The 25505-nt window shown below is 65.0% G+C and carries 23 protein-coding genes; 14 read left to right on the top strand and 9 right to left on the bottom strand.

Features of this window, described 5'->3' with window-relative positions:
• Window positions 1–125: 125 nt before the first annotated feature.
• Window positions 126–953 (bottom strand): hypothetical protein, encoded by an 828-nt coding sequence (locus G5C50_RS15870; protein ID WP_165070972.1) that lies wholly within the window; start codon window positions 951–953, stop codon window positions 126–128.
• A 597-nt stretch (window positions 954–1550) separates the two neighbouring features.
• Between G5C50_RS15870 and G5C50_RS15865 the strand changes: the two genes are divergently transcribed.
• Window positions 1551–2159 (top strand): CAP domain-containing protein, encoded by a 609-nt coding sequence (locus tag G5C50_RS15865; protein ID WP_165070971.1) that lies wholly within the window; start codon window positions 1551–1553, stop codon window positions 2157–2159.
• A 96-nt stretch (window positions 2160–2255) separates the two neighbouring features.
• Here G5C50_RS15865 and G5C50_RS15860 read toward each other — a convergent pair whose 3' ends face one another.
• The 3 genes from G5C50_RS15860 to G5C50_RS15850 all read right to left on the bottom strand — a co-directional run bounded on the left by G5C50_RS15860 (window position 2256) and on the right by G5C50_RS15850 (window position 6364).
• Window positions 2256–3587 carry a LysM peptidoglycan-binding domain-containing protein gene (locus G5C50_RS15860; RefSeq protein ID WP_165070970.1) on the bottom strand — a complete coding sequence of 444 codons (1332 nt, stop codon included), beginning with the start codon at window positions 3585–3587 and terminating at the stop codon, window positions 2256–2258.
• 502 nt (window positions 3588–4089) lie between these two features.
• Window positions 4090–4974, bottom strand: a complete 885-nt coding sequence (locus tag G5C50_RS15855; protein WP_165070968.1) for a hydroxypyruvate isomerase family protein — start codon at window positions 4972–4974, stop codon at window positions 4090–4092.
• A 49-nt stretch (window positions 4975–5023) separates the two neighbouring features.
• Window positions 5024–6364, bottom strand: coding sequence for a Gfo/Idh/MocA family protein (locus tag G5C50_RS15850; RefSeq protein WP_165070967.1), 1341 nt, complete (start codon window positions 6362–6364; stop codon window positions 5024–5026).
• A gap of 959 nt (window positions 6365–7323) precedes the next feature.
• Between G5C50_RS15850 and G5C50_RS15845 the strand changes: the two genes are divergently transcribed.
• Window positions 7324–7572, top strand: coding sequence for a hypothetical protein (locus G5C50_RS15845; protein ID WP_165070966.1), 249 nt, complete (start codon window positions 7324–7326; stop codon window positions 7570–7572).
• An 87-nt stretch (window positions 7573–7659) separates the two neighbouring features.
• Here the strand turns inward: G5C50_RS15845 and G5C50_RS15840 are convergent, their stop codons facing one another.
• Window positions 7660–8721, bottom strand: coding sequence for a hypothetical protein (locus G5C50_RS15840; protein WP_165070965.1), 1062 nt, complete (start codon window positions 8719–8721; stop codon window positions 7660–7662).
• Window positions 8722–9122: 401 nt separating this feature from the next.
• Here G5C50_RS15840 and G5C50_RS15835 point away from each other — a divergent pair, with 401 nt between their 5' ends.
• From G5C50_RS15835 to G5C50_RS15780, 12 genes are all read left to right on the top strand, one after another.
• Entirely contained in the window at window positions 9123–9917 is a 795-nt protein-coding gene (locus tag G5C50_RS15835) for a hypothetical protein (protein WP_165070963.1), read from the top strand.
• Between the two features lie 152 nt (window positions 9918–10069).
• On the top strand, window positions 10070–10339 hold the full coding sequence (locus G5C50_RS15830) for a type II toxin-antitoxin system ParD family antitoxin (protein ID WP_165070962.1): 270 nt from the start codon (window positions 10070–10072) through the stop codon (window positions 10337–10339).
• 153 nt (window positions 10340–10492) lie between these two features.
• A complete protein-coding gene (locus tag G5C50_RS15825) occupies window positions 10493–10978 on the top strand; it encodes a hypothetical protein (protein WP_165070960.1) in 486 nt (161 codons plus the stop codon).
• On the top strand, window positions 10929–11324 hold the full coding sequence (locus tag G5C50_RS15820) for a helix-turn-helix domain-containing protein (protein WP_165070958.1): 396 nt from the start codon (window positions 10929–10931) through the stop codon (window positions 11322–11324). The genes G5C50_RS15825 and G5C50_RS15820 overlap by 50 nt, the downstream gene beginning before the upstream one ends.
• Window positions 11325–11557: 233 nt before the next feature.
• The gene (locus tag G5C50_RS15815) at window positions 11558–12460 is read left to right on the top strand and encodes a nucleotidyltransferase domain-containing protein (protein WP_165070957.1); all 903 of its coding nucleotides are present in this window, start codon (window positions 11558–11560) and stop codon (window positions 12458–12460) included.
• Entirely contained in the window at window positions 12460–13233 is a 774-nt protein-coding gene (locus tag G5C50_RS15810) for a nucleotidyltransferase domain-containing protein (protein WP_165070955.1), read from the top strand. The genes G5C50_RS15815 and G5C50_RS15810 overlap by 1 nt, the downstream gene beginning before the upstream one ends.
• The gene (locus tag G5C50_RS15805; protein WP_165070953.1) at window positions 13230–13775 is read left to right on the top strand and encodes a DUF1572 family protein; all 546 of its coding nucleotides are present in this window, start codon (window positions 13230–13232) and stop codon (window positions 13773–13775) included. The genes G5C50_RS15810 and G5C50_RS15805 overlap by 4 nt, the downstream gene beginning before the upstream one ends.
• 25 nt (window positions 13776–13800) lie before the next feature.
• A complete protein-coding gene (locus G5C50_RS15800; RefSeq protein ID WP_165070952.1) occupies window positions 13801–14370 on the top strand; it encodes a pyridoxamine 5'-phosphate oxidase family protein in 570 nt (189 codons plus the stop codon).
• On the top strand, window positions 14360–14854 hold the full coding sequence (locus G5C50_RS15795) for a GNAT family N-acetyltransferase (protein ID WP_165070950.1): 495 nt from the start codon (window positions 14360–14362) through the stop codon (window positions 14852–14854). The genes G5C50_RS15800 and G5C50_RS15795 overlap by 11 nt, the downstream gene beginning before the upstream one ends.
• A gap of 96 nt (window positions 14855–14950) precedes the next feature.
• Window positions 14951–16138, top strand: a complete 1188-nt coding sequence (locus G5C50_RS15790) for a Gfo/Idh/MocA family protein (protein WP_165070948.1) — start codon at window positions 14951–14953, stop codon at window positions 16136–16138.
• Between the two features lie 54 nt (window positions 16139–16192).
• Window positions 16193–16858 carry an HAD family hydrolase gene (locus G5C50_RS15785; protein WP_165070946.1) on the top strand — a complete coding sequence of 222 codons (666 nt, stop codon included), beginning with the start codon at window positions 16193–16195 and terminating at the stop codon, window positions 16856–16858.
• A gap of 71 nt (window positions 16859–16929) precedes the next feature.
• Complete coding sequence (locus G5C50_RS15780) at window positions 16930–17619, top strand: HAD family hydrolase (protein ID WP_206107724.1); 690 nt, start codon at window positions 16930–16932, stop codon at window positions 17617–17619.
• Here the strand turns inward: G5C50_RS15780 and G5C50_RS15775 are convergent.
• The 4 genes from G5C50_RS15775 to G5C50_RS15760 form a co-directional block, all read right to left on the bottom strand.
• Window positions 17597–18955 carry a hypothetical protein gene (locus G5C50_RS15775; RefSeq protein WP_165070944.1) on the bottom strand — a complete coding sequence of 453 codons (1359 nt, stop codon included), beginning with the start codon at window positions 18953–18955 and terminating at the stop codon, window positions 17597–17599. The two genes, G5C50_RS15780 and G5C50_RS15775, sit on opposite strands and share 23 nt — an antisense overlap.
• 22 nt (window positions 18956–18977) lie before the next feature.
• Entirely contained in the window at window positions 18978–20435 is a 1458-nt protein-coding gene (locus G5C50_RS15770; protein ID WP_165070943.1) for a DUF1501 domain-containing protein, read from the bottom strand.
• Window positions 20425–22974, bottom strand: a complete 2550-nt coding sequence (locus G5C50_RS15765) for a DUF1553 domain-containing protein (protein WP_165070941.1) — start codon at window positions 22972–22974, stop codon at window positions 20425–20427. The genes G5C50_RS15770 and G5C50_RS15765 overlap by 11 nt, the downstream gene beginning before the upstream one ends.
• A gap of 97 nt (window positions 22975–23071) precedes the next feature.
• On the bottom strand, window positions 23072–25411 hold the full coding sequence (locus G5C50_RS15760; RefSeq protein WP_165070939.1) for a glycoside hydrolase: 2340 nt from the start codon (window positions 25409–25411) through the stop codon (window positions 23072–23074).
• Window positions 25412–25505 lie beyond the last annotated feature (94 nt).

Here is a 25505-nt window from a genome sequence, read left to right as displayed (position 1 = left end):
TTGCGCCGCTCAACCGTCGAAAGCCGCCTCGTCGGGACCCAGAAGGGAACCGGACGAGGCCGGCCGTCCGCCACGAGTCGGGCGTCCGGACGGCCTCGGGGGTCCTCCTCCTCGCGGGCGTCGAATCAGAGGCTCTTACCGCTGGGCTTGACCTCATGGGACGGCGCCGACGTCGGGCTGAACTCGGCGTCGATCTCCTCGACCACGTCGCGGGTCGGGGCGATCTCGACCGGGACGCCGATTTCGGCGTATCGGCCTTCCATCTCGGCGGTGCGGGCCATCACCTCAAGCCGCTTCTCCAGGTCGCTCACCGTCTCCTTGGCGCGGGCCAGGGCGCTGCCGTCGAGCTGGACGTCGTTGGTGGCCTGGGTGGCCTCGATCTGATGGAGCTTCGCCTCGATTTCGTCGAGCTTGGTCGTCAACGCCTTCTTCTGCGCCATCATGCCGGTGAGCTGCTGGCGGAAGGCCACGATTTCGCCTTGCTTGGCCTTGTAGGTCGATTCCTTGGCTTCGAGGATGCTCTTGCTGGTGTTGAAGGTGTCCCAACGCCGGGCCAGGTCGTTCTTGACCTCATCCTCGGTGTAGGCGACCCGGCTGTGGCCGGCCAGGCGGTATTCGCCCGTCTTGAGGCTCTCACGCAGGGAGACGATCGCCGTCTTCTCCACGTCCATGTTGGTGCGAATCTTGACGATTTCCTTGTCGAGGTGCTCGACGTCCACCTCGGCGCGGGCCAGCCGCTCGATGTTCTCGCGGATGGCGGGCTCCAGATCGGCGATCTGCTGGCGGGCTCGTTCGATGTCGAACGGCAGCGGCACCATGTCGCGGGCGTCGTGGCGGATCTTCCTGATGCCGGTCTTCAAGTAGCTGGGAGCGTGCGTGCCGAACACCATGAAGAGCGTACCGGCGCCGAGCGCCGCGCCGACGAGCGATTTCTTGATCAATGAGCAGGCCATGCTGAGTCTCCTGAATCCGAAGGCCGAGGTGTCGTCCGCGTCCGACTTGACTTGAGGTCGTGAGGACCGATCGGCGGTCGTCGCTTTGCGTCTCGACCGCCTTACACAAGTGATTCGACGGGCCCCAGGGTTTATTGTCCCAGTCGATCGTCCGTCGAAACAGGCCGGCCGACACCCAACGCCGGTCCGCCTCCTCGTACTTCGCACGTCAGAGCCATACTTTGGGATGAGATTTCACTTGCTTTGTAAGATTTCGCCCTCGAATTCCCGGCCGGCGCTGATTCCGGCGGCATGACCGTTATAGTCGTTTCAGTCGTAACCCGTTTGGGCCTATTTCTTTCCGATTTGGCTTCGGCACGCCGGTTGCTCTAAGGGGGAGCGTCTTCGCCGAACGGCTGCCGACGTCCTCCGATGGCGTCCGCAGCCAGCCGACAGTCTCACCCCGCAGTGATTTCCTCCGGCTCTGATTGATTTCCGGCCGCTTCGTCCTCGCCGACCCGGTCCTTCTGGTCCGTCCCTCTTGTGGGGCGGTCGTGGGGTTCGGAGCGTCCCCGGTGCGCCTATACGAGTCTTCATCATCGAGAAAGGCAGGACTCCATGTCGAACATCCGCTCCCCTTGGATCCTTGCGCTCCTCTTCGCCGCCGTTTCCTCGACCGCTTCCGCCCAGGACTCCGACGGGCCGATCGCCCGACTGGTGAGCCGGTTCCGCGAACCTGCCCACACCCACCAGCACGTTCACACCGCTCCGGCCGCTCCGGCGTACGACTACACCTATAGCCAGGCTCAGCCCGCGGCGACGGAAGCCGTCGAGCAGGAACTCCCCGCGGAGGCCGCTCCGGCCGTCGCCGCCGAACCGGAGGCTGCTCCCGTCTACGATGCGTACGCGATGGGGAGCGACCCTTACGGTTTCACCCCGATCCTGAACCAGATCCGGGCGTCTGTCGGTCTGCACCCGCTCGTCTACGATCCGAACCTCTCCTCCTGGGCTCAGCAGAACAACGCTGAGCAGTGCCGTCGCGGGCTGGGTCATCACGTCAATCCGGCGGGCATCCAGAACTGCGCTTACAACTACGGCGACGCGAATTCGGCCGCCCAGGGCTGGATGAACTCGCCGGGGCATCGCCAAAACATGCTTTCTCCCTCGGCGACCCATTTCGGCATCGCCTTCGGCCCGGGGCCTTACTGGACGCTCAACGCCCGCTGAACCTTCGGCTGGGTTTGAGCGACTTCGAAACGCGATGGGCCTTGCCTCGGGACGCCGAGGCAAGGCCCATCGCGTTGTAAGGAAACGACAGACGTCTCAGTGAGTGGGCGAAGCCGTCGCTGGGGCCGGGAGGATGAGGCATTGGCCCACTCGAGGCCGCCCTTCGACGCTGAGGGCGTCGCGGTTCAGCGCGATGATTTCCAGGGCCTTCCGTTCGTCGCCGCATTTCTCGCGGGCGATGATCCGGAGAGTGTCCTCGGGCCGCACGACGTAGACTGCGAATCCGCCGGCGTTCGTCGTCGATGGACTGGCGGGGTCGGTAGAGGCTTTCTCGAAGGACGTCCGAACCGTTTCGGGGTCACGACGGGGGCCGATCGATTCGAGTGGAGGGAGAGCGTTGTTCTTCGCGTGGGCCTGGGCCATGACCGCCTTGGGTTCAAGCTGGCCGAGACCGGGGATCTTGATCGTCTTACCAGCGGTCAGGGCGTCGGGCCATGTGACCTGACCTCGGTTGGCCCACCAGAGGGCGGAGGCGTATCGTGCATCCCCGTAGAACTTTTGGGAGAGGCTCTCGAACGTGTCGCCTCTCATCGAGGTGTACTTTTGAGGGCTTACGGAGACGGCGGCCCGATGGCTGCTATGGCTCGCCTGGGAGACTTCGGCGTCTCGAACCGAGGCGGTGCGGTTGGTCGAACCCTGCAGGTTCTCTGAAGCCGGCCAGGGAGAGTGGAACTTCCCGACGATGATCGGCTCGCCGCCCGCCAGTGAGCCAATACGCGACCCCGCCTCCAGAGCCGTCGCAGACCCTTGCGGCGTTGAAGGAGCCGGTGAGGACTCCACAACAGGGGCCGATGGGGCGGGCTCGACTTCGAGCGGGATCACTCTGGACGCGGGAATCGTGCCGGCGGTCGTCGCCGCCATGACCCTGGGCTGCAGAGCTGGTTCGGGGTTCTTTTCCATTCCCAGCAAGCGAGCAAGAGCGGCGATGCGGGGGAACTCAGGCCCTGAGGCCGCCGGACTCACGGGTCGCTGGTGAACGTGGGAGGGGGCGGGGGCCGCCTGCTTCACTGAGCCGATGACCAACTTCGGCGACGACGGCGAGGAGGTGCGAGCGAGCGCCACCGCGCCCTGGGCGCTGCTGACCACGATGGCCTCCTCCCCTTCACGAGGATGGGAAGAGACGATGTGGATGACGCCGTCCACCTTCTCCACGACGCTCACGAGCTTGAGCAACTCGGAGATGGTGACCTTGTCGAAGTCGACGGTGATCGTCCCGTGGACCTTAGCGGATTCCGCATCTGCGGAGGCCGTTGATGGGGGGGACGCGGCTGCGGGGTCCTCGGCGCGGGCCAGGGGATCGACGAGGCCCGCCGCGAACCACAGGCCCAGGGCCGGCAGATATGGTCTTATGCGTCGGATCCAGTTCAAGGGATACGTCCTCGTCGATCAGCCTGCCCCACCGCGCGCCGGGCGTCGGACGACGTCCGCACGGCGTTAGAGGTGTTATCTGGTTTCGGCAACGATCGGGAGGAACTTAAGGATTGCAGCGGTTGTGCGATTGCGTCGACGCCGACTCCTCCAGGTGCCGCTGCAAGAAGTCGATTTTCGCCGTCAAGACTAAGTTGACGTCACGAACTTTGCGGTCTATCGTTTAGATAGACGGAGGGTGAGTGAGCCGATTGATCTCTGGATGCATCGGCGCTCTGACGTCAGCGGTTCTGCGGTCGAAGCCTCTCTTCGAGGGTGAGGCGAGACGGAAACCATGCGGTAGACGGGCTTTCGGATTTACTCCCACGGCTGCATCGATCGCTCTCTCGAGACGACCTGCTATTCCGATCGACGACGACCTGATGCCTGGCGAGGGTGAGCAGGCGGCGGGATGAACTCCCGCCGCCTGCTTTTTTTGCGCGCCAAAGAAGGCGGCGTGTCCTTAAACAATGCAGAGTTCGACGGCCTCGGCGAGGCTCGTGAGGGGATCGCGGACCGGGATGAACTCGTGGGCGAAGAAGACGTCGTCTTTGACGTCGGCGATGGCCTTGGCGATCGCCTTGTAGTTTAGCTCCTGGGTCTCGTCGATCTCGTGGCGGCCGGGGTTGCCGCCGGTGTGGTAGTGGCCGAAGGCGGCGTGATCCTTCTCGATGGTTCGGATGACGTCGCCTTCCATGATCTGCATGTGATAGATGTCGTACAGCAGCTTGAAGTTGTTCGAGCCCACGCGCTTGACCAACTCGACGCCCCACTTGGTGTTGTCGCACATGTAGTCGGCGTGGTTGACCTTGCTGTTGAGCAGCTCCATGTTGAGGACGATGCCGGCCTTCTCGGCCACCGGCGTGATCTCCTTGAGCGCCTTGACGCAGTTGTCCATGCCGACCTTGTCGTCGATCCCCCGGCGGTTGCCGGAGAAGCAGATGACGTTCTTCCAGCCTTCCTTCGCCGTCGCCTCGATGGCGGCGTTCATCATCTGAAGGCATTTGTCGTGGAATTTGGGGTCGGCCAGGCCGTCTTGCAGCGGGTGCGAGCTGACCATGGTGCAGACCAGGCCGTGCTTCTTGACGGTCTCGAAGTCGTTGGGGCCGAGAAGGTCGATCCCGACGAGGCCCATCCGCTTGGCGGCGGAGCACAGCTCGTCGAGGGGGATCTTGTTGTAGCACCAGCGGCAGACGGACTGCTTGAGCCGGCCTTCAGCGGCCGACTTGCGGGAGGAGTCGGCCCTGGCGGTCGGGAGTGCGCCGAGCGCTGCGCCGGCGGCGACCGTCGCCGAGGCCGCGCGGATGAGGCCGCGTCGAGTCGTTTCCGGTTGGGACGGGGTGTTCATCGTCGAGTCCTTCCAGGGGATGAGGCGGATGTGGGAAACCGAGGGTGGATCAGACCGAGGCCGGATGAACCCAGGGGCTGCGGTAGGCCTTCTTGATCTGGGCGTTGGCCTCGTCGTCGCCGACGATCTTGTGGTTCTGGGCGTCCCAGGCCAGCGATCGGCCGAGTCGCTGCGACATATTGGCCAGGATGCAGGCGGTCGTTGAGATGTATCCCTGCTCGATGTCGGCCACCGGCTTGCCTCGGTTGGCGATGGCGGCGAGGAAGTCGAGCATGTGGTAGCGGACGGCCGGGGCGACGTGTTTCTCGATGTCCTTCTCGGTCTGGTCTTCGGGGTACTTGTCCAGCTCCATGGTGACGTCGCGATGGACCGCCGGGCCATTGGTGGGGATGAAGTCGTACCCCCAGACGCTGAACTTGAGCGTCCCCTTGTCGCCGTAGAGCGTCGCGCCCCAGGGATACTTTGGGTCGGGCGCTGAGCCCCAGGTGCGGTGCTGCCAGACGACGTCGAGGTCGTCGAACGCGAAGGTGGCGACCTGAGTATCGGTCGTGTCTCGGGCCCCGCGCTGATTCATCACGATCCCTCCGGCCGAGGAGACCGTCTTGGGCGCACCCAGGTCGAGCATCCAGCGCACGGAGTCGAGCATGTGGATGCACATATCGCCGAGGGTGCCGTTGCTGAACTCCTGATATCCTCGCCAGCCGCGGGGGTGGATGCTGGAGTTGAAAGGCCGCATCGGCGCCGGCCCGACGAACATGTCCCAATCGAGGTAGTCCGGCGGGTCGGAGTTCGGCGGGGTATTCCCCTTCGACCCGTAATAGCAGTAGGTCTCGGCGAACCCGACCTTGCCGAGCTTCCCCGCCTTCACGATATCGTTCCGAGCCTCGATCAGGTGCGGCGTGCTCCGGCGCTGGGTGCCGACCTGGACGACCCGGTTGTGGGCCCTCGCGGCGCGGAGCATCGCGGTCCCTTCGGCGATGTCGTGGCTGATGGGCTTCTGGACGTAGACGTCGGCCCCGGCCTCGACGGCGGCGATCATCGGCAGGGCATGCCAGTGGTCGGGGGTGGCGACCAGGACGATGTCCAGGTCCTTCTCCTTGAGCATCTCGCGGTAGTCGCCGTAGGTCCGGGGCCGCTTCTTGGAGGCCTGGCGCGACGCGATGATGTCAGCCGCGCCGTTGACCATGTTCCGGTCGACGTCGGCCAGTGAAACGACCTCGACGGGGGCCACCTGGATCAGCCGCAGCACGTCGATCTTGCCGTACCAGCCCGGCCCGATGACCCCCACCCGCTTCACCGGCTGATCGGCCGCCTGCTCGGCCATGGCGCGGAACGCCGGCGACAACGCCATCCCCATCGCACCCGACTTGAGAAACCTGCGACGATCCATGTGGTGACCCTCTCGACGGTTCCCGCTGCGAATTGTCGACCCTCGCACTCGCCCCACTCTATTCCCTCGCCGCCCGGTTCGCGAGTGCCCAGAGTCATCGGCTTCGATTCGGCTTCGTTCGTGTGCCGACAGGATGTCGTAAGTCGTCTGCGATTATGGTGTTTGTGTCTGAATCAGCCTTGGCTTCGATCGCGCGGTTTCGCATGCTCCCCATAACGCTGCCGCCGCTCCGACCGAATCATCCAAGGACCGGCCGCCGCCCGTCGCCAATCGACCGCGTATCGACGCGATTGTGTTCGAGACGGGTTCGTTCGTCGCGAGTGTGAACGTTGTGGGTGCGATGCAAATGCTTGTGTTCATGAGTTTTGCGTTTGACTGAGCGGCTGGCTTCGTTCGGCTGATTTAGCCTGATTTGATCGTCTCGTCTTTCCTCAGATGGGATCACCTTCGGCAGCTTCCTGTCTCGCGATCGACGGCGTTGACACAGCCTCGCCGATCGCTCCAGGGGGCAACCTCCCTCTGTATTATTGGGGTCTCAAGACCACAATTCCGATCGAGGAGAAGCTCTCCGAAGCCAGGTCGGCCTGTCGGATTCGACGAATGTGAGAGTGGAAGCGGTGAGGACGGAGGGGAGAGCCGCAGCAACGAAGGAGCCGGGCGAGTCGTGACGGGCTTTCTGGCGCTCAATATCTAAAAAGTGCCACTTTTGCCATTGGTGCGACGCTGAGGAGCTTGCGAACCAGTGTCAGGAGCCACGCTCTGAACTTTTCGCTGACCCCCCGAGCTTGGAAGGTTCGTGGAGTCCAAGGTCCAAACCGGGGCGACACTCAGCGGGCCACGCACCAAAATGAGGTTTCGGAATCGATGGGCAAGTATCGTGAGTCGGCGACGAATGACCCTGAGCCATCCTCAACCGAAGCAATCCCCGGTCTAATATCAGCGCGAGGCAAGTATGTAACATGCGACTCCCCAAACTACGCATCTCGATGCGGGGGGCGATGCTCTGGATCGGTGTGATCTCGATTCTGCTGGGGGTCGTCTCCTGGGCACGAAAGAACGTCCCGATCTCCTATCAGGAGTTCCCGACGCGTTCCGGTCAGACCAACTATCGGGCCTATTATGCCGATGGGACCTTCAGGGAGAAGAATGGGAAGTCGGGCCGTTGGGAGAGAGATCCAAAGTCAGGCCATTGGGTGGTCAAACCGTGATCGCCTCACACGCCTTGCAGCGTCTCGGCGCACAACTTTCCGGACGAGTATCCGCATCTCATGCGAAATCGCGAATCGAGGTGACGATCACGAGCCTGCGGTCTCGATCAGGCCCGGGATGAAGAACTTCGGGATCTCATCGTGAGAGAGCTTCGTTCGCACGAACACGACCCCCGACTTCTTGAAGGCCGGCTGTATCGCGGCTGCGTGATCCTCGTCTGAGTGGTTCATCACGAGCGTCCCAGCGTCAACGCCCAGGCTCTTGGCGATGGCGGTCCTCAACTCGTCGGCGACTTCTTCGGTTTGAGTCTTCGGGCGGTACACGCAAACGAAGCGCGAGGCGTCTGGACGTCCACCGGCAAGGCGGTCGACGGCGTGCCATCGCTCGCAAAATTTGACGAACCTCTCGACCTTGGACCAATAGGTGCAATCGAAGAGCCACAGGTCGGTCGGTACGCCGCCTCCCGGCAGGATCATGGCCGATCCGGCCGCTTCTTCCAGCGGAATGCCCGCGCCGGAGTGGCCGCAGAGGTAGACCCGTTCGATCGCTTCTTTCTCAAAATCGGGAGGGAGGAAATGGCTGCCATCCGGCCTCGGGAGGCGGGCCAAATGACGACGGCAGTCCTCGACGAGCAACTTCAGCCTCGCGGGGTCGTCGTACTGACCCGAAGGCTCCTTCGCCCAGAAGGACCCCGTCGCGAGCGTGCTGACCTCGGGGGCCAGCACCATCGGTTCGTTCTTGAGCCTCGGACTGAGGGTGTCCAGCCCGTAGACGAGAGGTGCCGCGTCCTTCCCCGAAGCACCCGCCCGCGCCAAGGCGTCACTAGCCGCCCAATCGGGCACGCGCGAACGACCCTTGGCATCCACGGTGACGTAGCCGTTGTGGCCGTGGAAGTAGAGCAGGACGCTCCGAGCAGGCTCTTTGGGCGTATGGCACCAGACCGCCCGCGCGTCTTTCAGGTCTCCCTGCGGCCGTAGCGGGGCCTGCTCGGGAAAAATCAGGGCCGTACTCTCGTTGATCGCCACGTCATCGCGGAACGTATCCTCGGCCGGAAAGACCGGAATCGGGGCGAGGGAAGCTCCAGCGAGGCCGAAGGCCGTGGCGCGGAGGATCTGACGTCGACTCAGATGATCAGGATTCGTTGACATCGGCTCGCCTGGCGTATGGGTCGTCAACAGCATGCGGCGCGACGTTCCGCCGAGGGGGATTTGTCCGGATGCCCAGGACCCTGCTCATCGTAACGCGTGGTTCTTGCCTAGCAAAGGGTCGGCAGACCGTGTGGGCACCCGTCGGTGTTGGCACCCGTCGGTGTCAGTTCCGTTTTCTGGGAGAATGATGGCATCCAGACGCTCGTCGGATAACTTAACCGGGCGTGCACGAAAATTGAAAGGATGGAGCAGGTCGGGCCGTGGTTTGTTCTGCCTGGTCCATTCAAACTTCCTGGCCGCAGTGCGTGCTTAGACGGCTGGTGGCCACACCCTCGTCGGCCGTCGAGTGGATTTGCTCCCACCCTCTTATGCCCCCGCTGAAGAGAGTGGTATCACGGAGTGTGGGGGAGCGCAACGAAAGAATTGAAACATCTCCAAAGAAAGGGGATACTCGGGCGCGACTGCAAAGGCTTGAGATAGCCAGGGAGATGACGATGTTAGATTCCGCCAACGAAGCCCTGACTGAATGGTTCAGCGGTCCGGGCAACGGCTACAGCTACTCTTGTCCCTGCGGCGTCACGACGCCTATTTCCACCTCCCAGGCCGGGTCTCAACTCAATTGCGACTGTGGCAAATCGGTCAAGGTCCCGAGCCTCAGCGTCCTCAGGACTCTTTCCGGCAAGGACAGCTACGAAGCAGGCGTCGTGGACGAGATCAAACGGATGATCCGGTCTGGATGCCTTCCGTCGGTCGAGAAGTGTTTGTTGTCGAAACAGGCGACCGAGGACGTCGTCACCGCCAACATCCTGATCCCTCGGTTCTTCAAAGATCAAGCCAGCGACGATTGGAAGATCGCCATGATCTTCGGCTGGACCGCGGTGCTGCTTCTCAACATCTTCCGAAAGCCGGCGTTCGAGGAAGAAGGGTCGTTCGCGATCAAAGTGCCTGTGAGGGCTTCTGCCTCCCAGCAACCGAAGCTGAGAACGCTGAGCCAGCATCGACTGCGAAAGCTCATGCAGATCGAGCCGCTCTATGCGCGTCTCCTGAAGGAAAACCCGAACAGCCAGATCACCATTCTGGAGCGATGGGATGTCGCAAACAGCGCCGAATGGACGTACAACTCGACATTCGGATTACAGCCAGGGGCGAAGCGACGATCCGAAGAAGCCGGATTCAAGGTCATGGATGAGGAATAGCAAGAGCCCGTCGGTGTCAGTCCTAACTTCCGGGTAGAAGGAAGGCGATGCGCATGGCGCTAGCTCGCGAACACGTCGATGCCAAGCTCTGACAATCCTTGCGACTCCTGATATCTCTTGGCTAGGAGTTCGATTTCGCCCAGGGGCTTCTCATGTACGTGTCGCTCACTCCCGAACTCGAGCAACTCGTCCACCGGAAGGTTGAGTCCGGACTTTACCTTTCGGCGAGCGAGGTGGTTCGCGAAGCCTTGCGCCTGCTTGAGGAGCGGGACAAGCCTCAAGCGATAAAGTGCGAGGAGATCCGCAAGGAAATCCAGCTCGGCATCGACCAGGCAGACCGGGGCGAGGTCGCCGCCCTCGACGTCACGGGGACGCTCGCCAAGGTCCGGAGCCGCCGAAGGAACGGTTGCAAGGGGGCCTGATGGCGACGGGCACTCGCATGCCACTCGCCCAGCAAGATCTGGAAGAGCCTTCCCTGTGACTGGCCAGCAGTCCTGGGGAAGTTGTTTCCTCGGGATACAAACCCTGCTGCTCCCCTCTCGACTTAATCTATCCCAATGGGATATAGTGCGGCCGTGGGTAGGACGCCGCGGGGATGGGCGATGTACAGCGAACACCACTTCAGGAAGCTGGCCTCGCATCTCATCCCCCTGGATCGGCTGCCGCTCTTCATTGAGGCCGTTGGGTTCCGCGACGAAGGGGAAGACCTAGCCCTCAGCGAGGCCGATCTCCACATCCTCCAGTTGGAAATCGCCGCCCACCCGACGGCCGGTGACGTGATCGCCGGGACGAACGGCGTCCGCAAGGTCCGGTTCACGGCGCCGGGGTCGGGTCGAGGCAAAAGAGGCTCTTACCGCGTCTTCTACATCGCCCTTCCTGAATACGGCGTCGTGGTCCTCGCCATGACGCTGGCCAAGGGCGAGAAGGACAACCTGACCAAGGCCGAGCGGAATGTGATCGCCGGTTTCGCGGCGACAATCAAGGCGGAATTGGATAAGGAGTACGCGGATCGTGAAGAAAGGCGATACCACAACCAAGGGCAAGGCTGCGGCCAAGCCTAGAGCCAAGGGGAAGGCGGAGTCCTTCGGATCTCGCCTGGCCTCGCGCCTGCAATCGGTAGCCGAGGCACTCCAGTCGGGCGAGCCGTTGGAGAATCGGCTGACCGTGCGGACGGTCGTGCTCGATTTGACTCCGCGATCCTACGCGGCGGACGACGTGAAGGCGGTTAGGGCCAAGTTCGGCGCGAGCCAATCAATCTTCGCTCAGTTCCTGGGCGTCAACGTCCAGACGCTCCAGAAATGGGAGCATGGGCAGCGGTCCGTCCCCGCAATGGCTGCCCGTTACCTGGACGACCTCCAGGAGTTTCCAGAGATCTGGTCCAGGCGGATCAAGATCGCGAAGGGGTGAGCCCCCTGCCGCGCCGACCGTCGCGGGTCTTTTCATGCGCGCATGAAGCTGGAACATACTCGATAACATACGCATCGGCATCACCCACGGTGCTCGAGGTATACCGAAGCTCTTCGAGTGAGCCCGACTCGACCGGCGACAGGCGACCCTTCGGAGGAACACTCGGAAGGCGAACCTTCGGAGAGCCGATTACGTCGAGGTTACGATGGGGGTCCATCGGGAGGGCGATCGGCGTGAATACGGTTCAAAGGCTGGCCGATCAGGGGTTGCTGCGTCCTCCGCGGTGGCTGGCGGGGAACGTGCAGTATGAGACGATCATGGGGAGCGTCGCGTATGGGGTGTCGTCGGACACCAGCGACGTCGACGTCTACGGCTGGGCGATCCCGCCGAAGGACGACGTCTTCCCGCATCTTCGGGGCGAGATCCCCGGGTTCGGCAAGCCGTTCAAGCGGTTCGAGGTCTTCCAGGAGCACCACATCGCCGATCGCGACGCCCTGGGAGGGCGCGGGCGGACCTATGACGTGACGATCTTCGGGATTGTCCGCTTCTTCGACCTGGCGATGCAGAACAACCCGAACGTCCTCGACTCCCTGTTCACGCCGGTCAACTGCGTGCTGCACTCGACGCGGGTGGGGGAGATGGTCCGCGAGAACCGCCGCGTGTTCCTGCACAAGGGGGCCTGGGCGAAGTTCAAGGGGTACGCCTACTCGCAACTGCACAAGATCGCCACGAAGCAGCCCGAAGGCCGCCGCGCGGCGCTGGTCGCCGAGCACGGCTACGACGTCAAGTTCGCCTACCACGTCGTCCGCCTCGTCGGCGAGGTCGAGCAGATCCTGACCGAGGGGGACGTCGACCTCCAGCGCGACAACGAACGCCTCAAGGCCATCCGTCGCGGCGAATGGACCGAGGAACGCCTGCGATCCTGGTTCGACGACAAGGAGAAGCAACTCGAACGCGCCTGCGCCGAGAGCAAGCTGCCGGCCGGCCCCGACGAGCCGAGGATTAAGGACCTGCTGATGCGATGCCTGGAGGAACACTACGGCAGCCTCGACGCCTGCGTCGTCGAGCCCGACCGCGTCGTCGTCGCCCTCCGCGCCGTCCAGGCGGAGCTGGATCGCGTGAAGGACCTGCTGTAATGGACGCCGATCGACGCCTTGCAACCGCCGCCGCCGAACATCCGTTCCCGCTGATCTTCGCCACGATCAGCGGAGCGCACCTCTACGGCTTCGCCTCGCCAGATTCCGACTTCGACCTGCGCGGCTGTCACGTCTTGCCGGCGGATCGCGTCCTCGGATTGGATCCCGGCCCGTGGACCGTCCAGGTCGATCGCAAGGACACCGACGGCTTCGAACTCGACCTGGTCACGCACGACGCCCTCAAATTCTTCAACCTCATGCTGAAGAAGAACGGCTACGTGCTGGAGCAGGTGCATTCGCCGCTGATCGTCGTCACCACTCCCGAGCACGAGGAGTTGAAGGCGATCGCCGGCCGCTGCGTCACTTGCTTCCACGGCTATCATTACCTGGGCTTCGCCGAGACCCAATGGCGGCTCTTCGAGAAGGAGCAACCCCGGCGCATCAAGCCGCTCTTGTATTGCTATCGCGTGCTGCTGACCGGCATCCATCTGATGCGTACGGGCGAGGTCGAGGCGAACCTCGTCCGGCTGAACGAGGAGGCGCGGCTTTCGCATGTCGACGACCTGATCGCCCGCAAGGTCGGCGGCCGCGAAAAGGAGACGCTCGAGGACGCCGACGTCGCTTTCCACCGCGGCGAGTATGAACGCCTCCGGGCCGCCCTGGAGGCCGCCGGCCGATCCAGCAGTCTCCCCGAGCGGACCGACGCCCGTCCGGCGCTCGACGACCTGCTCATCCGCCTCCGCATGAGGTCCATCGAGGGATTCCCAGCATGAGCCCGATCCAGGGAGAAGACGCCGTCGCCAGGGCCTTTCTGATCGAGGCCCGCACGAGACTCGACGAGAGCGTCGGCCTGATCCGGCATTGCGTCGGCCAGCTTGACGAGCAGCAGCTCTGGTGGCGGCCTCGCGAGGGGATGAACAGCATCGGCAACCTGCTGCTCCACCTGGCGGGCAACCTTCGCCAGCGGTTCCGGTCGGACGTCGGCGGCGAGCCCGACGTGCGTGACCGCTTCGGCGAGTTCACGGAGCGTCGGGAATTGCCCAAGGCCGAATTGCTCCAGCGCTTCGACGAGGCCGTAGCTGGGGCTGAAGACGTCCTCGACGGCCTGTCGCCGACGGCTCTCGTCGAGACGCGTCGGACGAATCGGAGCGTGGGTGAGATCGAGGTCCCAGTGCTGGCGATCCTGTTCCAGGCGCTCACGCATCTCACGGGCCACGCGCAGGAGATCGTTTCGATGACGCGCATGCAGCTCGGCGATCGTTATCAGTATCGGAGCCCTGGGCTCGTGCCGCCCGAGATGCGGCCGAAGGATTGAACGGACCACGCGACGAGAGGACACGATGGGCAAGGTTTACGAGGAGATTGACGAGAAGCTGGCCCGGTTCATCGCCGACCAGCGCATGTTCTTCGTGGGGACCGCGCCCAACAACCCGGACGGTCGGCTCAACGTCTCACCCAAGGGACACGACACGTTTCGAGTCCTGGGGCCGAAGACGGTCGGCTATCTGGACCTGACCGGCAGCGGCGTGGAGACGATCGCCCACCTCCGCGAGAACGGTCGGATGACCATCATGTTCTGCGCCTTCGAGGGCCGTCCCCTAATCCTCCGGCTCCAGGGCCGAGGACGAGTCGTCGAGCCTCGCGACGACGAGTGGGCGACGCTCTCTCCTCGCTTCCCCGACACCCCCGGCGCTCGCGCCGTGATCGTGCTGGAGGTGGAGCGGATCGCCGATTCCTGCGGCTTCTCCATACCGCTCTACGACTACCAGGGCGAGCGCACCCAGCTCATCGACTTCGCCGTCAAGAAGGGCGAGGACGGCCTGGAAGCCTACCGTCGCCAGAAGAACGTCGCGAGCATCGACGGTCTCCCGGGCCTCGAACCATCGGAGGCGACGGCCGATGAGCGCTGAGCATCGCGACCAGGTGGAGATCCGGGAAGCCACCGAACCAGGCGATCTGGAAGCCGTCCGCCGATTGCTCCAGGACTACGCCGAGGAGTTCGCCCCGACGATCGCCGACAACCTACGCATCCAGCGCTTCGACGAGGAGTTGGCCAATCTCCCCGGTCGCTACGCCGGTCCCTCGGGCGGCCTGCTGCTAGCGACCGTCGCGGGCCTTTCCGCCGGCTGCGTGGCCGTTCGCGACCTCGGCGACGGCGTCTGCGAGATGAAGCGGCTCTACGTCGCCCCGGACTACCGATCGATCGGCCTGGGGAAGCTCCTCATCGCGGCGATCGTCCAGCACGCGACGCGCCTCGGCCATCGCCGCATGGTCCTCGACTCGACCCCCGAGATGGCCCGAGCCGTGGAGCTTTATCGGTCCTTCGGTTTCGAGGAGACCGATCCCTACAACGACAGCACGCACGCCCTCTTCTTCTCGCGCCCGCTCGCCTGATCCGCAAGGTTGCTTAGGACCCGCCTGGCGTAGGTTGAATTCTTGTTTTACCATCAGGCGGTCTGAAGCAGTCCTCTCCCGGGAAAGGAGCCTGAGATGTCGTCGCGTCGTGGTTTTCTGGAGTCGGTTGGAGCCGGATCGTTGGCGCTTCTGGCGGCTGGTTCGGCCAGAGGTCAGCAGTCGCCGGGGGCGGAGATCCTGGGGGCGGAAGGGGTCAAAACGTCGGCCCGTTCGTCCAAGGTGTGGAGGCCGGTGTCGGATCGGAAGATCCGGGTGGGGATCATCGGCTACGGGGTCTGCAAGTTCGGCGCGGCGTTCGGGTTCCAGGATCACCCCAACGTGACCGTGGCGGCCGTCAGCGACCTCTTCCCCGACCGTTGCGCCGAGCTGGCGAAGGTCTGCCGTTGCGAGAAGACGTACCCCTCGCTTGAGGAGTTGGTGAAGGACGACACGATCGAGGCCGTCTTCATCGCGACCGACGCCCCCAGCCACGCAAAGCACGCCATCGAGGCCCTGAAGCATGGCAAGCACGTTGCGTCGGCGGTGCCGGCGGTGTTCGGCTCGGTGGACGAGGCCCACGAACTGTACGACGCGGTGAAGACGAGCGGCCGGACGTACATGATGTTTGAGACCTCGGCCTTCCACGAGGACTGCTACGCCATGCGCCAGGTCTATCGGGCCGGCGGCTTCGGCAAGCTGGTCTACACCGAGGGCGAATACTACCACCACAGCGTCGAGCAGATTCCCTCGTACCGCGAGTGGCGTGTCGGCCTGCCGCCGCAGTGGTATCCGACGCACGCCTCGGCTTACTACGTCGTCGTGTCGGGCGGGAGCCTTGTCGACGTGACGTGCAAGGCGATGCCCAGCATCATGAAGAAGTTCCAGAGCAACAAGTACGACAATCCCTTCGGCACTGAGATCGGCCTCTTCCGGACGAGCGAAGGGGGCATGGCGCGGATCGGCGTCTCGTGGGATACGTACGTCCCGGGAAGCGAGACAGGCCGCGTCTACGGCCAGCGGGGCTTCATGGTGGGGATGAACTACCATGGCGAAGAGCAGAAGCTGCCGGATCTTGCGCGGCCCGCGCTGCCGCCCCAGATGAATCCCGGCGGCCACGGCGGCTCGCACGGTTACTTGACCGACGAGTTCATCACGGCCATCCTGGAGAAGCGGAAGCCGATGGTCGACATCGCCGCCGCGCTCAACATGACCGTCCCCGGCGCGATCGCCCACCAATCCGCCCTCAAGGACGGCGAGACCCTGAAGGTGCCCCAGTTCGCGTGAGTCGCGCGGCCGGGCCCGATCGACTCCCACCCACCCACGGATCACCCGGCCGCCATGCCTCCTCGCGCCGTCCTCTTCGACCTCGACGGGACCCTCCTGGACACCCTGGACGACATCGGTCGCTCCGCCAACCAGGCGCTCCAGGAGGGGGGCTTTCCCGAACAGCCCATCTCGGCCTACCGCCAGTTCATCGGCGACGGCGTGGCCGTCCTCTTTCAGCGGGCCCTGCCGGCCGCCGCCGCGAACGACCCCGAGGTCGTTTCGCGATGCGTTGCGGCCTTCGCCCGGATCTACGACGCCGGCTGGGACGTCGCCAGCCGGCCTTATCCGGGGATCGCCGAACTCCTCGACGCCCTGACGGCGCATTCCATCCCGATCGCCGTCCTGTCGAACAAGCCGGATGTGTTCACGCGCAAATGCGTGGAGCGGTTTCTCGCTTCCTGGTCGTTCGCCGCCGTGCTTGGACAGCGCGAGGGCGTTCCCCGAAAGCCCGACCCTGCCGGAGCTTTCGAGGCGGCGGAACTCATGGGCGTCGACGCGGCCGACGTGCTCTACCTGGGGGATACCTCCGTCGACATGACGACGGCCGTCCGCGCGGGGATGCTGGCCGTCGGCGCAGCCTGGGGGTTCCGTAGCGTCGAGGAGTTGAAGGCCCACGGTGCCGCGGTGATCGTCACCGAGCCAATGGAAGTCGTGAGTCTTCTGGCCGGGGGGCGTTGAACGGGCGCGGCATTTGCTTTGGCTTTCCTGACAAGGGATCTGTTCTGATTTCTTGTTCAGGAGTCGATGTCATGCTGCCCTTCGAAGGCGTCCTTTTCGACGTCGACGGAACCCTGATCGACAGTAACGACGCCCACGCCGAGGCCTGGCTGCGCGCGTTCGACGCCCACGGCTACAAGGTTACCTTCCCCGAGATTCGCGAGCGAATCGGCAAAGGCGGGGACAAGATGGTCATGGAACTCGTCGGCTTGAAGGAAGACGATCCAACGGCCATGGCGATCAATGAAGATCGCGCCGATTTCTTCCTCGAACAACTCGTCCCAACGCTTCACGGTTTCCCCGCCGCCCGCGATCTCATCCAGCGCATGAAGGAGGACGGGCTTAGAATCGGCGTCGCCAGTTCAGCCAAGACCGATGAGTTGAAAGCGCTCCTCAAGATCGCCCGAATCGCCGATCTGATCGAGGCGCAGACCTCCTCCGACGACGCCGAGAACTCCAAGCCCGACCCGGACATCGTCGTCGCGGCGGTGGAGAAGCTCGGCCTGCCGGCGGATCGAGTCGTCATGCTTGGTGATACGCCTTACGACGTCCAGGCCGCGGCACGAGCCGGGGTGGCGGTGATCGCCGTCCGATCGGGCGGCTGGGAGGCTGAGGAACTGGCCGGCGCGATCGCCGTTTATAACGACGTCGCCGACCTGTTCGACAATTACGATGAATCACCGTTGGGCGTCGCGGCGGTCAATCGCTCAGCAGCGTCTTGATCGCCTGCATCAAAACCGCCTCAACCCCAGGAGCGACCAGCGAGACGTGGTGGCTCGTCTCATAGCCCCCCTGGGGGTAGGCGTTTTCCACGCCGATGTAGCCGGGGCCGTAGTCGCCGTAGGCGGCCATGGCGACGAAGAGGTCGGGACGCTGCTTCTGGGCGGCGAGCTGGTACTCGATGAACAACTCGCCGGGCATGAAGAGCGTCCTCGAATCGCCGAGCTTCAAGCACGAGGCGTCGACCGTTTCACCGGCCTTGCAGCGACGGACCCAGGCCAGCTCGCAGGCGGCCTTCCACCGTTCGCGGCCCGTCTTGGACTTGTCGGCGACGATTTCGATGAGCTTCGTCTCGTCGAGCTCAGGGTCGACGGGGAGCTTGACCTGAAGCGTCTTCCAGCCGAGATCGCCGGCGGTCACCGTCGACTTGACGGTCGAGTTCCAGGCCCGGTCCATTCCGGCCGCGACGCGGTCGGCGAGGATCTGGCGATTCTCGTGAGCGCCGTCGTTGTACTTGCCCGCCGTGATGTTGCCGCCGGCTCCGTTGAAGTGAACGTGGAAGACGCCCGTCTTCTCCTGGCGCTGGTCACGGGCGATGCCCGGGAAGTCCGGGTTGGCCAGTCCCGTCCGGTAATAGCTCTGGGGATGCGTGGCGTAGAACGTCAACACGGCCACCGGCTTGTCGCCTTCCCAGAGGCTGATCATCTTCAGCTTCGGATCGATCAGGCCCTCGGGCTTGTCGCGGACCTTGGGGTCCTTGGTCGCCGAATAGCGGACGTGCTCCACCTTCTTGCCGGCGGCGTCCAAAACCCGGCGGTTGGACGCAACCTTCTCGACGACGCCCTCGCCGAGGCCGATCTGGGTGATGGGGCGGGCGTCGGCGCCGGCCTTCTGGACGGCCGCTGCGGTGCGGGCGATCATGTCGCGGGCCAGGGGGGCGTCGAAGTAGTCGCGATTGATCCCTTGCTCGGCGAGGATCGCGTCAGCGGAGAAGTCGCAGATGGGGGCGTCGTGCTGGTGGAGCGTGTGGATCTCCACGCGGTCGGGCGTCGTGCCGGCGGCCTTCGCCAGGGCCTGGCGGAACTCGCGCTGGCCGTCGTTGGCCACGCCGATCCAGTCCAGCGCGCAGAGGACGACGGGCTCGCCCGCGCCGATCAGGACGACGCCCTTGCAACTCAGCGGATGGGCCGTCCCTTGGGTTGGGTCATAGGTCAGTGGACTGCCGACCGGCGGCGATGCGTCCACCGAGAAGACCCCAGCCTTCAATGCCGGGGCGTCCGCGAAGGCGGAGCAGGGGATCAGAATGGCGATCGCGAGGGCTGCGAGCCTTCGAAGCATGTTTAACGATTCCTTCGTGGATTCAAGCGTTGCGGAGGATTTCCTTCACGATCCGGGCCTTGTCGCTCTCGACGAGCCGCTGAGCGCGGCCGCTCGACTGGTACGCCAGGCGAGTGTGATCGAGGCCGAACAGGTGGAGGACGGTGGCCTGGAAGTCGTTGGGGGTGACGACGTTCTCGACGGCGCGGTGGCCGACCTCGTCGGTCGCGCCGAAGGTCATCCCCGGCTTGATCCCGCCGCCGGCCATCCAGATCGTGAAGCCCTGGCCGTTGTGGTCGCGGCCGGCGTCCTTGGCTTCCAGCGAGCCCTCGACGACCGGCAGGCGGCCGATCTCGCCCCCCCAGTGGACGAGCGTCGTATCCAGCAGCCCGCGCTGCTTCAGGTCCTTGACCAATGCGGCCGAGGGCTTGTCGGTCCGCCGGCAGATGTTGGGCAGGCCCGTCTTGAGGCTGCTGTGGTTGTCCCACGGCTGGCCGCCCAGGAAGATCTGGACGAACCGCACTCCGCGTTCGACCAGCCGGCGGGCGATCAGGCAGCGTGTGCCATAGTCGCGGGTGGCGTCGTCGTCGAGCCCGTACATCTCCTGGATGTAACGGGGCTCCTGCGAAACGTCGAGCGCTTCTTTGGCGGCCGTCTGCATTCGGGCGGCAAGCTCGAAGCTGTGGATTCGCGACTCCAACTCGGCCTCGCCGGGATGGCGTTCCAGATGGCTGCGATTCAGGCGGTCGAGGAACGCCAGACCCTGCTCCTGGAGGGTGCCCTTGAGCTTCGGCGGCGGATCGAGGTTGAGGATCCGAGGCTCCTCGGGGCGGAGGACGGTCCCCTGGTAGAGCGGCGGCATGTAGCCGCTCGACCAGTTGTGGGGGCCGTCGACGGGTGGGCCGCCCGGATCCGAGAGGACCATGTAGGCCGGCAGCTCGCGCGACTCGCTCCCAAGGCCGTAAACCAACCAACTCCCGAGGGTCGGCCGTCCTGTCTGGGCCGCGATCCCGCCGTGGAAGAAGCGGATCGAGACCTCATGGCCGTTGTGGCCGGTATGCATGGAGCGGATGACGCAGAGGTCGTCGACGCAGGTCGCGATTTCGGGGAGCAGCTCCGAGACGTCGGTTCCGCACTCCCCATGCTTGGCGAACTTCCAGGGGCTGCCGAAGAGTTTCTTGCTCGCCCGGTTGACGAAGCTGAAACCGACCTCGCCCTGGTAATCGACGCCGTGCTGGCGTGAGAGTTCCGGCTTGGGGTCGAAGAGGTCGACGTGCGACGGACCGCCGTGCATGAACAGCGAGATCATCGCGTTCGCCCGGGGCGCGAACAGGGGAGGCCGGGGCTCCAGGCTCAGGGGATGATTTTCGGGGAGGGCCTTGCTCGGGCCGGCCAGCAGGTTCTCCTCGCTCAAAAGCTGTGCGAGGGCCACGGCGCCGACGCCGAAGGCCGTGTTCGCCAGAAACGAGCGCCGGGTCGAGTATCGCGGGTCAATCGACATACAGGAACTCGTTGGAGTTGAGGAGTTGCTGACAGAGACCGGCCAGGGCGGTCCGGTCGCGGTCCTTGGCGGCGGGATCCTTGTCGAGAACGGCCTTCTGGGCGGCGAGATACTCGCGTGCGGCGGCCGTCTCCTCGGGGGAGGGAGAGCGAAGGTAGGTCGTTCGCCAGGCCTCGACGATCCGGCGGTCGACGGCCGCCTCATCGTCTCCCGGGGCGCCCGCGATCAACCTCCCGGCCAGGGCCTCCGCGTGCTTGAGCAGGAACGACCCGTTCATCAGCATGAGGGCCTGCGGAGCCGACGTGGCCTCCACTCGACGTTCGCAGTTGACGGCCATGACGGGGGCGTCGAACGCGGTGAGGAACGACACCGGCCGCGAACGGCGGACCTGGATGTAGACGCTCCGCCGAGGCGTATCCCCGACAGGGCCGACCAGCCCCAGAGCGTCTTCAACCACCTCGACCGACGGCCCGAACGGCATTCGATCCAGCCGGCCGGCGACCTGGAGCACCGCGTCTCGCAGTGACTCGGCGTCGATCCGTCGGACAGGGTACCGACTTAGGAGCGCTCCGTCGCCGTCGATGCGGTCGCGCTGAGAGTCGCGGAGCGACGACTGGCGGTAGACCGTGGAGGTCATGATCAGGCGGTGGAATTGTTTGAGGCTCCAGCCCGAATCGACCAACTCGGAGGCCAGCCAGTCGAGCAGTTCCGGATTCGAGGGCCGACCGCCGAGGGCGCCGAAATCGCTGGGGGTCTCGACGATCCCCCGGCCGAAGTGGTGCATCCAGATTCGGTTCGCCAGGGCTCGGGCGACCAGCGGGTGGCGGCCTTCGGTCAGTCGCTTCGCGAAGGCCAGGCGGCGGCCGCTGGAACCGGCCTTGGGATCGGCGTCGGCGACCTCGAATCGCCCGCCTTCGGGCGACGTGATCGTAAGGTCGCCGGGCGCGACGGCCCGGGTTGGCTGGCGATGGTCGCCTCGGTGGAAGATCTTCGTCTCGGGGCGGATGCCGGGAGCCTCGTCGAGCACCGCGACGAAATCCTCGGTCGGCTTCTCCGCACGCTTCGCGGCGACGGCCTGATCGTCCTTCTTGAGTTCCTCGGCGGCCTTGGCGTTGTACTGGTAGAGGACGCCCGAGGTGATGTTCAGGCTGGGGTTGTCGGCCAGCAGTTGTTTCTGCTCCGGAGTCCGCTTGTCGGCCGCCTCAGCCCGGGCCTCGCGGAGCTTCGATTGCTCGGGCTCCGGGTGCTTCTTCAACTCGATCTCAATCGCCTCGGCGATGAACCGCTCCCGCTTCTCGGAGACGGCCTTCTGGAGGGGGGCGGCCTCGGCCTCGACGGCGGCGGCCTTGGCGCGGTCGGCGTCGGTGTAAAGGGAGATGAGGCGCTGGCCGGGCCTTCGCCAATGGGACGGATCGAAGGCCGGCTCGAACACGGCGCGGAGGCGGTAGTAGTCTTCCTGAGAGATCGGGTCGTAGCGGTGGTCGTGGCACTGGGCGCAGCCGACCGTCAGGCCGTACAGGGACGAGCCGACGACCTTGATGGCGTCCGCCACCATCTGGTTCGAGGCGAGGGGCAGGTCGCCGCCCCCGGACGCCGTTCCGTCGACGACCATCCGCAGGAAGCCCGTCGCCGCCAGCGTCTCAGCCTCATCGGGCGAGATCCCGTCCTTTCGATCGACCAACTCGTCGCCCGCGAGTTGCTCGACGATGAAGCGGTCCAGCGGCTTGTCGGCGTTGAACGCGCGGACCACGTAATCGCGGTACTTGTAGGCATAGGGCCGCGCTGTGTCGGTGGAGCCGTCGCCGTCGGAATCGGAGTAGCCGGCGACGTCCAGCCAGTGTCTCCCCCATCGTTCGCCGTACTGAGGGCTGGCGAGAAGGCGGTCGATCAGCCGCTCGTAGGCGTCTTCCCGCGAGTCGTCCACAAACGCCTGGGTTTCCTCCCAGGTCGGAGACAGGCCGGTCAGGTCGAAGGTCGCGCGACGGATCAGCGTGCGACGGTCGGCGTCGGGGGAGAGGCCCAGGCCTTTCTCTCGCAGGCGGGAGGCGACGAATGCATCGATCGGCGTCCGGACGTGAGCCCCTTCCACGACCGGCGGCGTGGGCTTTCGCATCGGCTGGTAGGCCCAGTGGGCGCGGTCTTCCTCGGTGATCGGCAGGCCGGGGGGGAGGGTTTCCGGCTCGGGGCGAGCCGTCGGGGCGCCGGCGGCGATCCAGCGCTCGATGAGGGCGACCTGCTCGGCGGGAACTTTCTTCTCTCCCGGCGGCATTTCGCCGTCCTGGATCCGGGCCAGGAGATAGCTGTCGTCGACGTTCCCCGGGTTCAGGGCCGGGCCGCTCGTCCCCCCCTTCTCGGCGAAGCGACGGAGGCGGAGGTCGAGCTTCCCCTTGGTGGAGTCGCCGCCGTGGCAATCCAGGCAATACGTCTTGAAGATCGGCCGGACGTCCTTCTCGAACGTCGGCGGCTCGGTCGCGAGGGCCGAAGCCCCGCAGCAGCCGGCCAGCAAGACCGCGGCGATCGTCGTCCGGACCTCCGTCATGCCGATCTCCCTGGTTCGTCGGCGCCGGCGCGTTCGATCGCCCGGCGGCCACGTTGGATTATTGTTCAACGGGGCCGCCGATGCAAGTCGACGTGGGTCAGGGAGTCGCCGTCCCGGGTCGGATGCTGAGGCCGAGGGGCGCGATGGTTTCGCCGTTGGGAGCCTGATACGGCTTCGAGCCGAAGTTCACCACGACGGTCTCTCCATTGGCGAACGTCGTGCGCTGGACGTTGTGGTCGGGGGTGAGCCATTCGTGGGAGAGCATCTCGCTGTAGCCCGTGTCGCGGGCGACGCGGGCGGCCGTCTGATAGCTCTTGATGAAGCGGTCGCGGTTCTTGCGCCAGGAGTCGGCGGTGAACATGAACATCGGCGGCGTGCCGTAGAGGGCGTTGATGAGGTCGCGACGATCCCAGACGGCGGGGAGCTTGTTGTTATAGTCTCCCCAGTACCACTGGGCGACGACGCAGTCGTGGTAGACCAACTCCCAGAGCGGCAGGCGATAGAACGACCCGACCTGGAACTTCTCGATCTGGGGCGGCACTTCTTCGACGATCTGCTGCATGCGCCGGCCGGCGTCGCGGACGCGGTACGGGCCCAGGCTCATCATGCCTTCAAAGTAATCGACGAACGGGACCGAGGCGTCGTGGCCGGTTTCGCAGCCTGTGACGAGCTTGTATCGGCCGTGGACGACGTCGAGGAGGTCCATCTTGAACTTGCGGCTCTCCGAGCGGTCGACGGGGTGGTTGGGCGAGTAGCACTCGCGCCAGGGGGAGGCCGTCGTCGTGTCGATGAATCGCGACTGGTATGGATGCGTCTTCAACTCCTCGCCGATCCGCTCGACGGCGTAGGCCGGGGCCTGGCGGTCGCAGGTGACTCCGCAGGGGACCCTCGCGCCGTCCTTGGTCTCGACCTCCCAGCCTTTGATCCAGTCGCCGTGGGAGTCGATCATCAGGTCGGCCGGCCAGGCCTTCGTGGGCCAATCGCGATGGATGGAGCGAAGCCTGGGGAAGACGGCGGGGTCCATCACATCCTGGTAGATGTCGTATCGGCTGGTCAGGACACCCATCGCGTTCATCTCGGCGAGCTGCTCAGGCGACGAGGCGTTGGACCAGAGGATGCGGTCGATGCCGGCGGCCTTCAACTCGCGGACGATGGGAGCCGGTTTGCCGTCCCAGCACCAGACGTTGACCGCACCCACGAGCTTGTCGATGTTCGGGTTCACCGCTCGCTTTTCAGCCAGGGTCTTGAAGAGGCCGATCGCCTTCGCGTGCTCGCGATAGCGCTTGGCCATGGCAACGTAGCCGCCCTCGGCGACCGGAATGTAGCGGATCTTCCGGGCCGGCCCGAACGTCCCCTTGTGCGGATCCCAATTCGGAGCGAGTTGGAGACGGCCGTCGACGCGAGGGACGCGGATCGAGGCGTCGTCGGGCGTCTCGACGATCGCCATCATGCCCTTGGGGCCGTCGACGACGCCCCACCATCCCATGCAGAGGCCGTGGCCGCCGTAGAGGATGTAGTGCATCGGCGGCAGTCTGGGGTCGTCGACGGGGTAGCTCATCCCCTCGTTGACCGGCATGATCAGCGTCTCGCCGGCGGTCGTCGCGAAGGCGTAGGGATAGGCCAGCGAGCCGGCGAGCGGGCCCTCGCCGGTCAATTCGACGAGAATCTCGGGGCGTGCGGGGTCAAGCGTGAACGTCGCGTGCAGCCTGAGGATCGTCCGGGGGTCGACGAGGTCGAGCCGGATGTGATCGGGCGTCGATTCGCTGCCGACGACGAGTAGGGGCGACTTCGGAGCGCTCTGCGACCACTCGCGTCCGTTGCGGGCGTCGTGGAGGCGAAACGTCGCGGCGGCCGGATCGACTTCGAGGCGGATCTGATCGTTCGCCAACGTCAGCTTGCGGCCGGTCGGCGTGGGAGCGATCGTGATCGACTCGGGGCTGCGGTCGGCCGAGAACACGGCGATCCAGACGGTCGCGGGGCCGTCTCCGGTGATTCGGGGCTGCATCGTCTTAGCCCCGGGGGGGATCATGAACCGGGTCTCGATGTGCTTCCAGTCGTCGGAGGTCGCCGTGACCGCGCCATACGACCAGTCGATCGTGTCGCCCTTGGCATCGCGGATGACGGCCGAGAGGACGGCCCGCGACTTGCCGTCGGTCTTGATCCAGGCCGAGAGGTTGTAGATCGCGCCGGGGACGACATCCTCCGACCTCTCGCGGCCGAGGCTCCAGTCGCGGTCCCCCTTGTGCTCGACGCGGATCGAGGGGCGCTCGTCGCGACGGACGCCCGGATCGGCGACGGCCGACCCCGCGCCCTGCGTGCGGGACCAGAAGGCGCTCCAGCCCTTGAGAGGGTCGCCGGGCGAGGACTGCCCGAATGTGGCTGGGACGAGAATGAAGACCAGGCCGATGGGGAAGATGAGACGCGGAGCCGGTCGCATGACGGACCTCCGGTGTTCTTGAGGAAGGCGAGGAGCGGAGGGGAATGAAGGCCCCTCGGCGCGAGGGCCGAGGGGGCGATGGAAGGCGGTATTA

It is taken from the genome of Paludisphaera rhizosphaerae (assembly GCF_011065895.1).
GTDB classification, from domain to species: Bacteria; Planctomycetota; Planctomycetia; order Isosphaerales; family Isosphaeraceae; genus Paludisphaera; species Paludisphaera rhizosphaerae.
The sequence above is the reverse complement of the archived record's forward strand: the minus strand, read 5'-3'. Positions and strand labels throughout refer to the sequence as shown.

Excerpts from the sequence above, each read along its gene's own strand:
- G5C50_RS15870 (WP_165070972.1), bottom strand. The coding sequence starts at position 953 with ATGGCCTGCTCATTGATCAAGAAATCGCTCGTCGGCGCGGCGCTCGGC.
- G5C50_RS15865 (WP_165070971.1), top strand. The coding sequence starts at position 1,551 with ATGTCGAACATCCGCTCCCCTTGGATCCTTGCGCTCCTCTTCGCCGCC.
- G5C50_RS15855 (WP_165070968.1), bottom strand. The coding sequence starts at position 4,974 with ATGAACACCCCGTCCCAACCGGAAACGACTCGACGCGGCCTCATCCGC.
- G5C50_RS15850 (WP_165070967.1), bottom strand. The coding sequence starts at position 6,364 with ATGGATCGTCGCAGGTTTCTCAAGTCGGGTGCGATGGGGATGGCGTTG.
- G5C50_RS15845 (WP_165070966.1), top strand. The coding sequence starts at position 7,324 with ATGCGACTCCCCAAACTACGCATCTCGATGCGGGGGGCGATGCTCTGG.
- G5C50_RS15840 (WP_165070965.1), bottom strand. The coding sequence starts at position 8,721 with ATGTCAACGAATCCTGATCATCTGAGTCGACGTCAGATCCTCCGCGCC.
- G5C50_RS15830 (WP_165070962.1), top strand. The coding sequence starts at position 10,070 with ATGTACGTGTCGCTCACTCCCGAACTCGAGCAACTCGTCCACCGGAAG.
- G5C50_RS15810 (WP_165070955.1), top strand. The coding sequence starts at position 12,460 with ATGGACGCCGATCGACGCCTTGCAACCGCCGCCGCCGAACATCCGTTC.
- G5C50_RS15805 (WP_165070953.1), top strand. The coding sequence starts at position 13,230 with ATGAGCCCGATCCAGGGAGAAGACGCCGTCGCCAGGGCCTTTCTGATC.
- G5C50_RS15800 (WP_165070952.1), top strand. The coding sequence starts at position 13,801 with ATGGGCAAGGTTTACGAGGAGATTGACGAGAAGCTGGCCCGGTTCATC.
- G5C50_RS15795 (WP_165070950.1), top strand. The coding sequence starts at position 14,360 with ATGAGCGCTGAGCATCGCGACCAGGTGGAGATCCGGGAAGCCACCGAA.
- G5C50_RS15790 (WP_165070948.1), top strand. The coding sequence starts at position 14,951 with ATGTCGTCGCGTCGTGGTTTTCTGGAGTCGGTTGGAGCCGGATCGTTG.
- G5C50_RS15785 (WP_165070946.1), top strand. The coding sequence starts at position 16,193 with ATGCCTCCTCGCGCCGTCCTCTTCGACCTCGACGGGACCCTCCTGGAC.
- G5C50_RS15780 (WP_206107724.1), top strand. The coding sequence starts at position 16,930 with ATGCTGCCCTTCGAAGGCGTCCTTTTCGACGTCGACGGAACCCTGATC.
- G5C50_RS15775 (WP_165070944.1), bottom strand. The coding sequence starts at position 18,955 with ATGCTTCGAAGGCTCGCAGCCCTCGCGATCGCCATTCTGATCCCCTGC.
- G5C50_RS15770 (WP_165070943.1), bottom strand. The coding sequence starts at position 20,435 with ATGTCGATTGACCCGCGATACTCGACCCGGCGCTCGTTTCTGGCGAAC.
- G5C50_RS15765 (WP_165070941.1), bottom strand. The coding sequence starts at position 22,974 with ATGACGGAGGTCCGGACGACGATCGCCGCGGTCTTGCTGGCCGGCTGC.
- G5C50_RS15760 (WP_165070939.1), bottom strand. The coding sequence starts at position 25,411 with ATGCGACCGGCTCCGCGTCTCATCTTCCCCATCGGCCTGGTCTTCATT.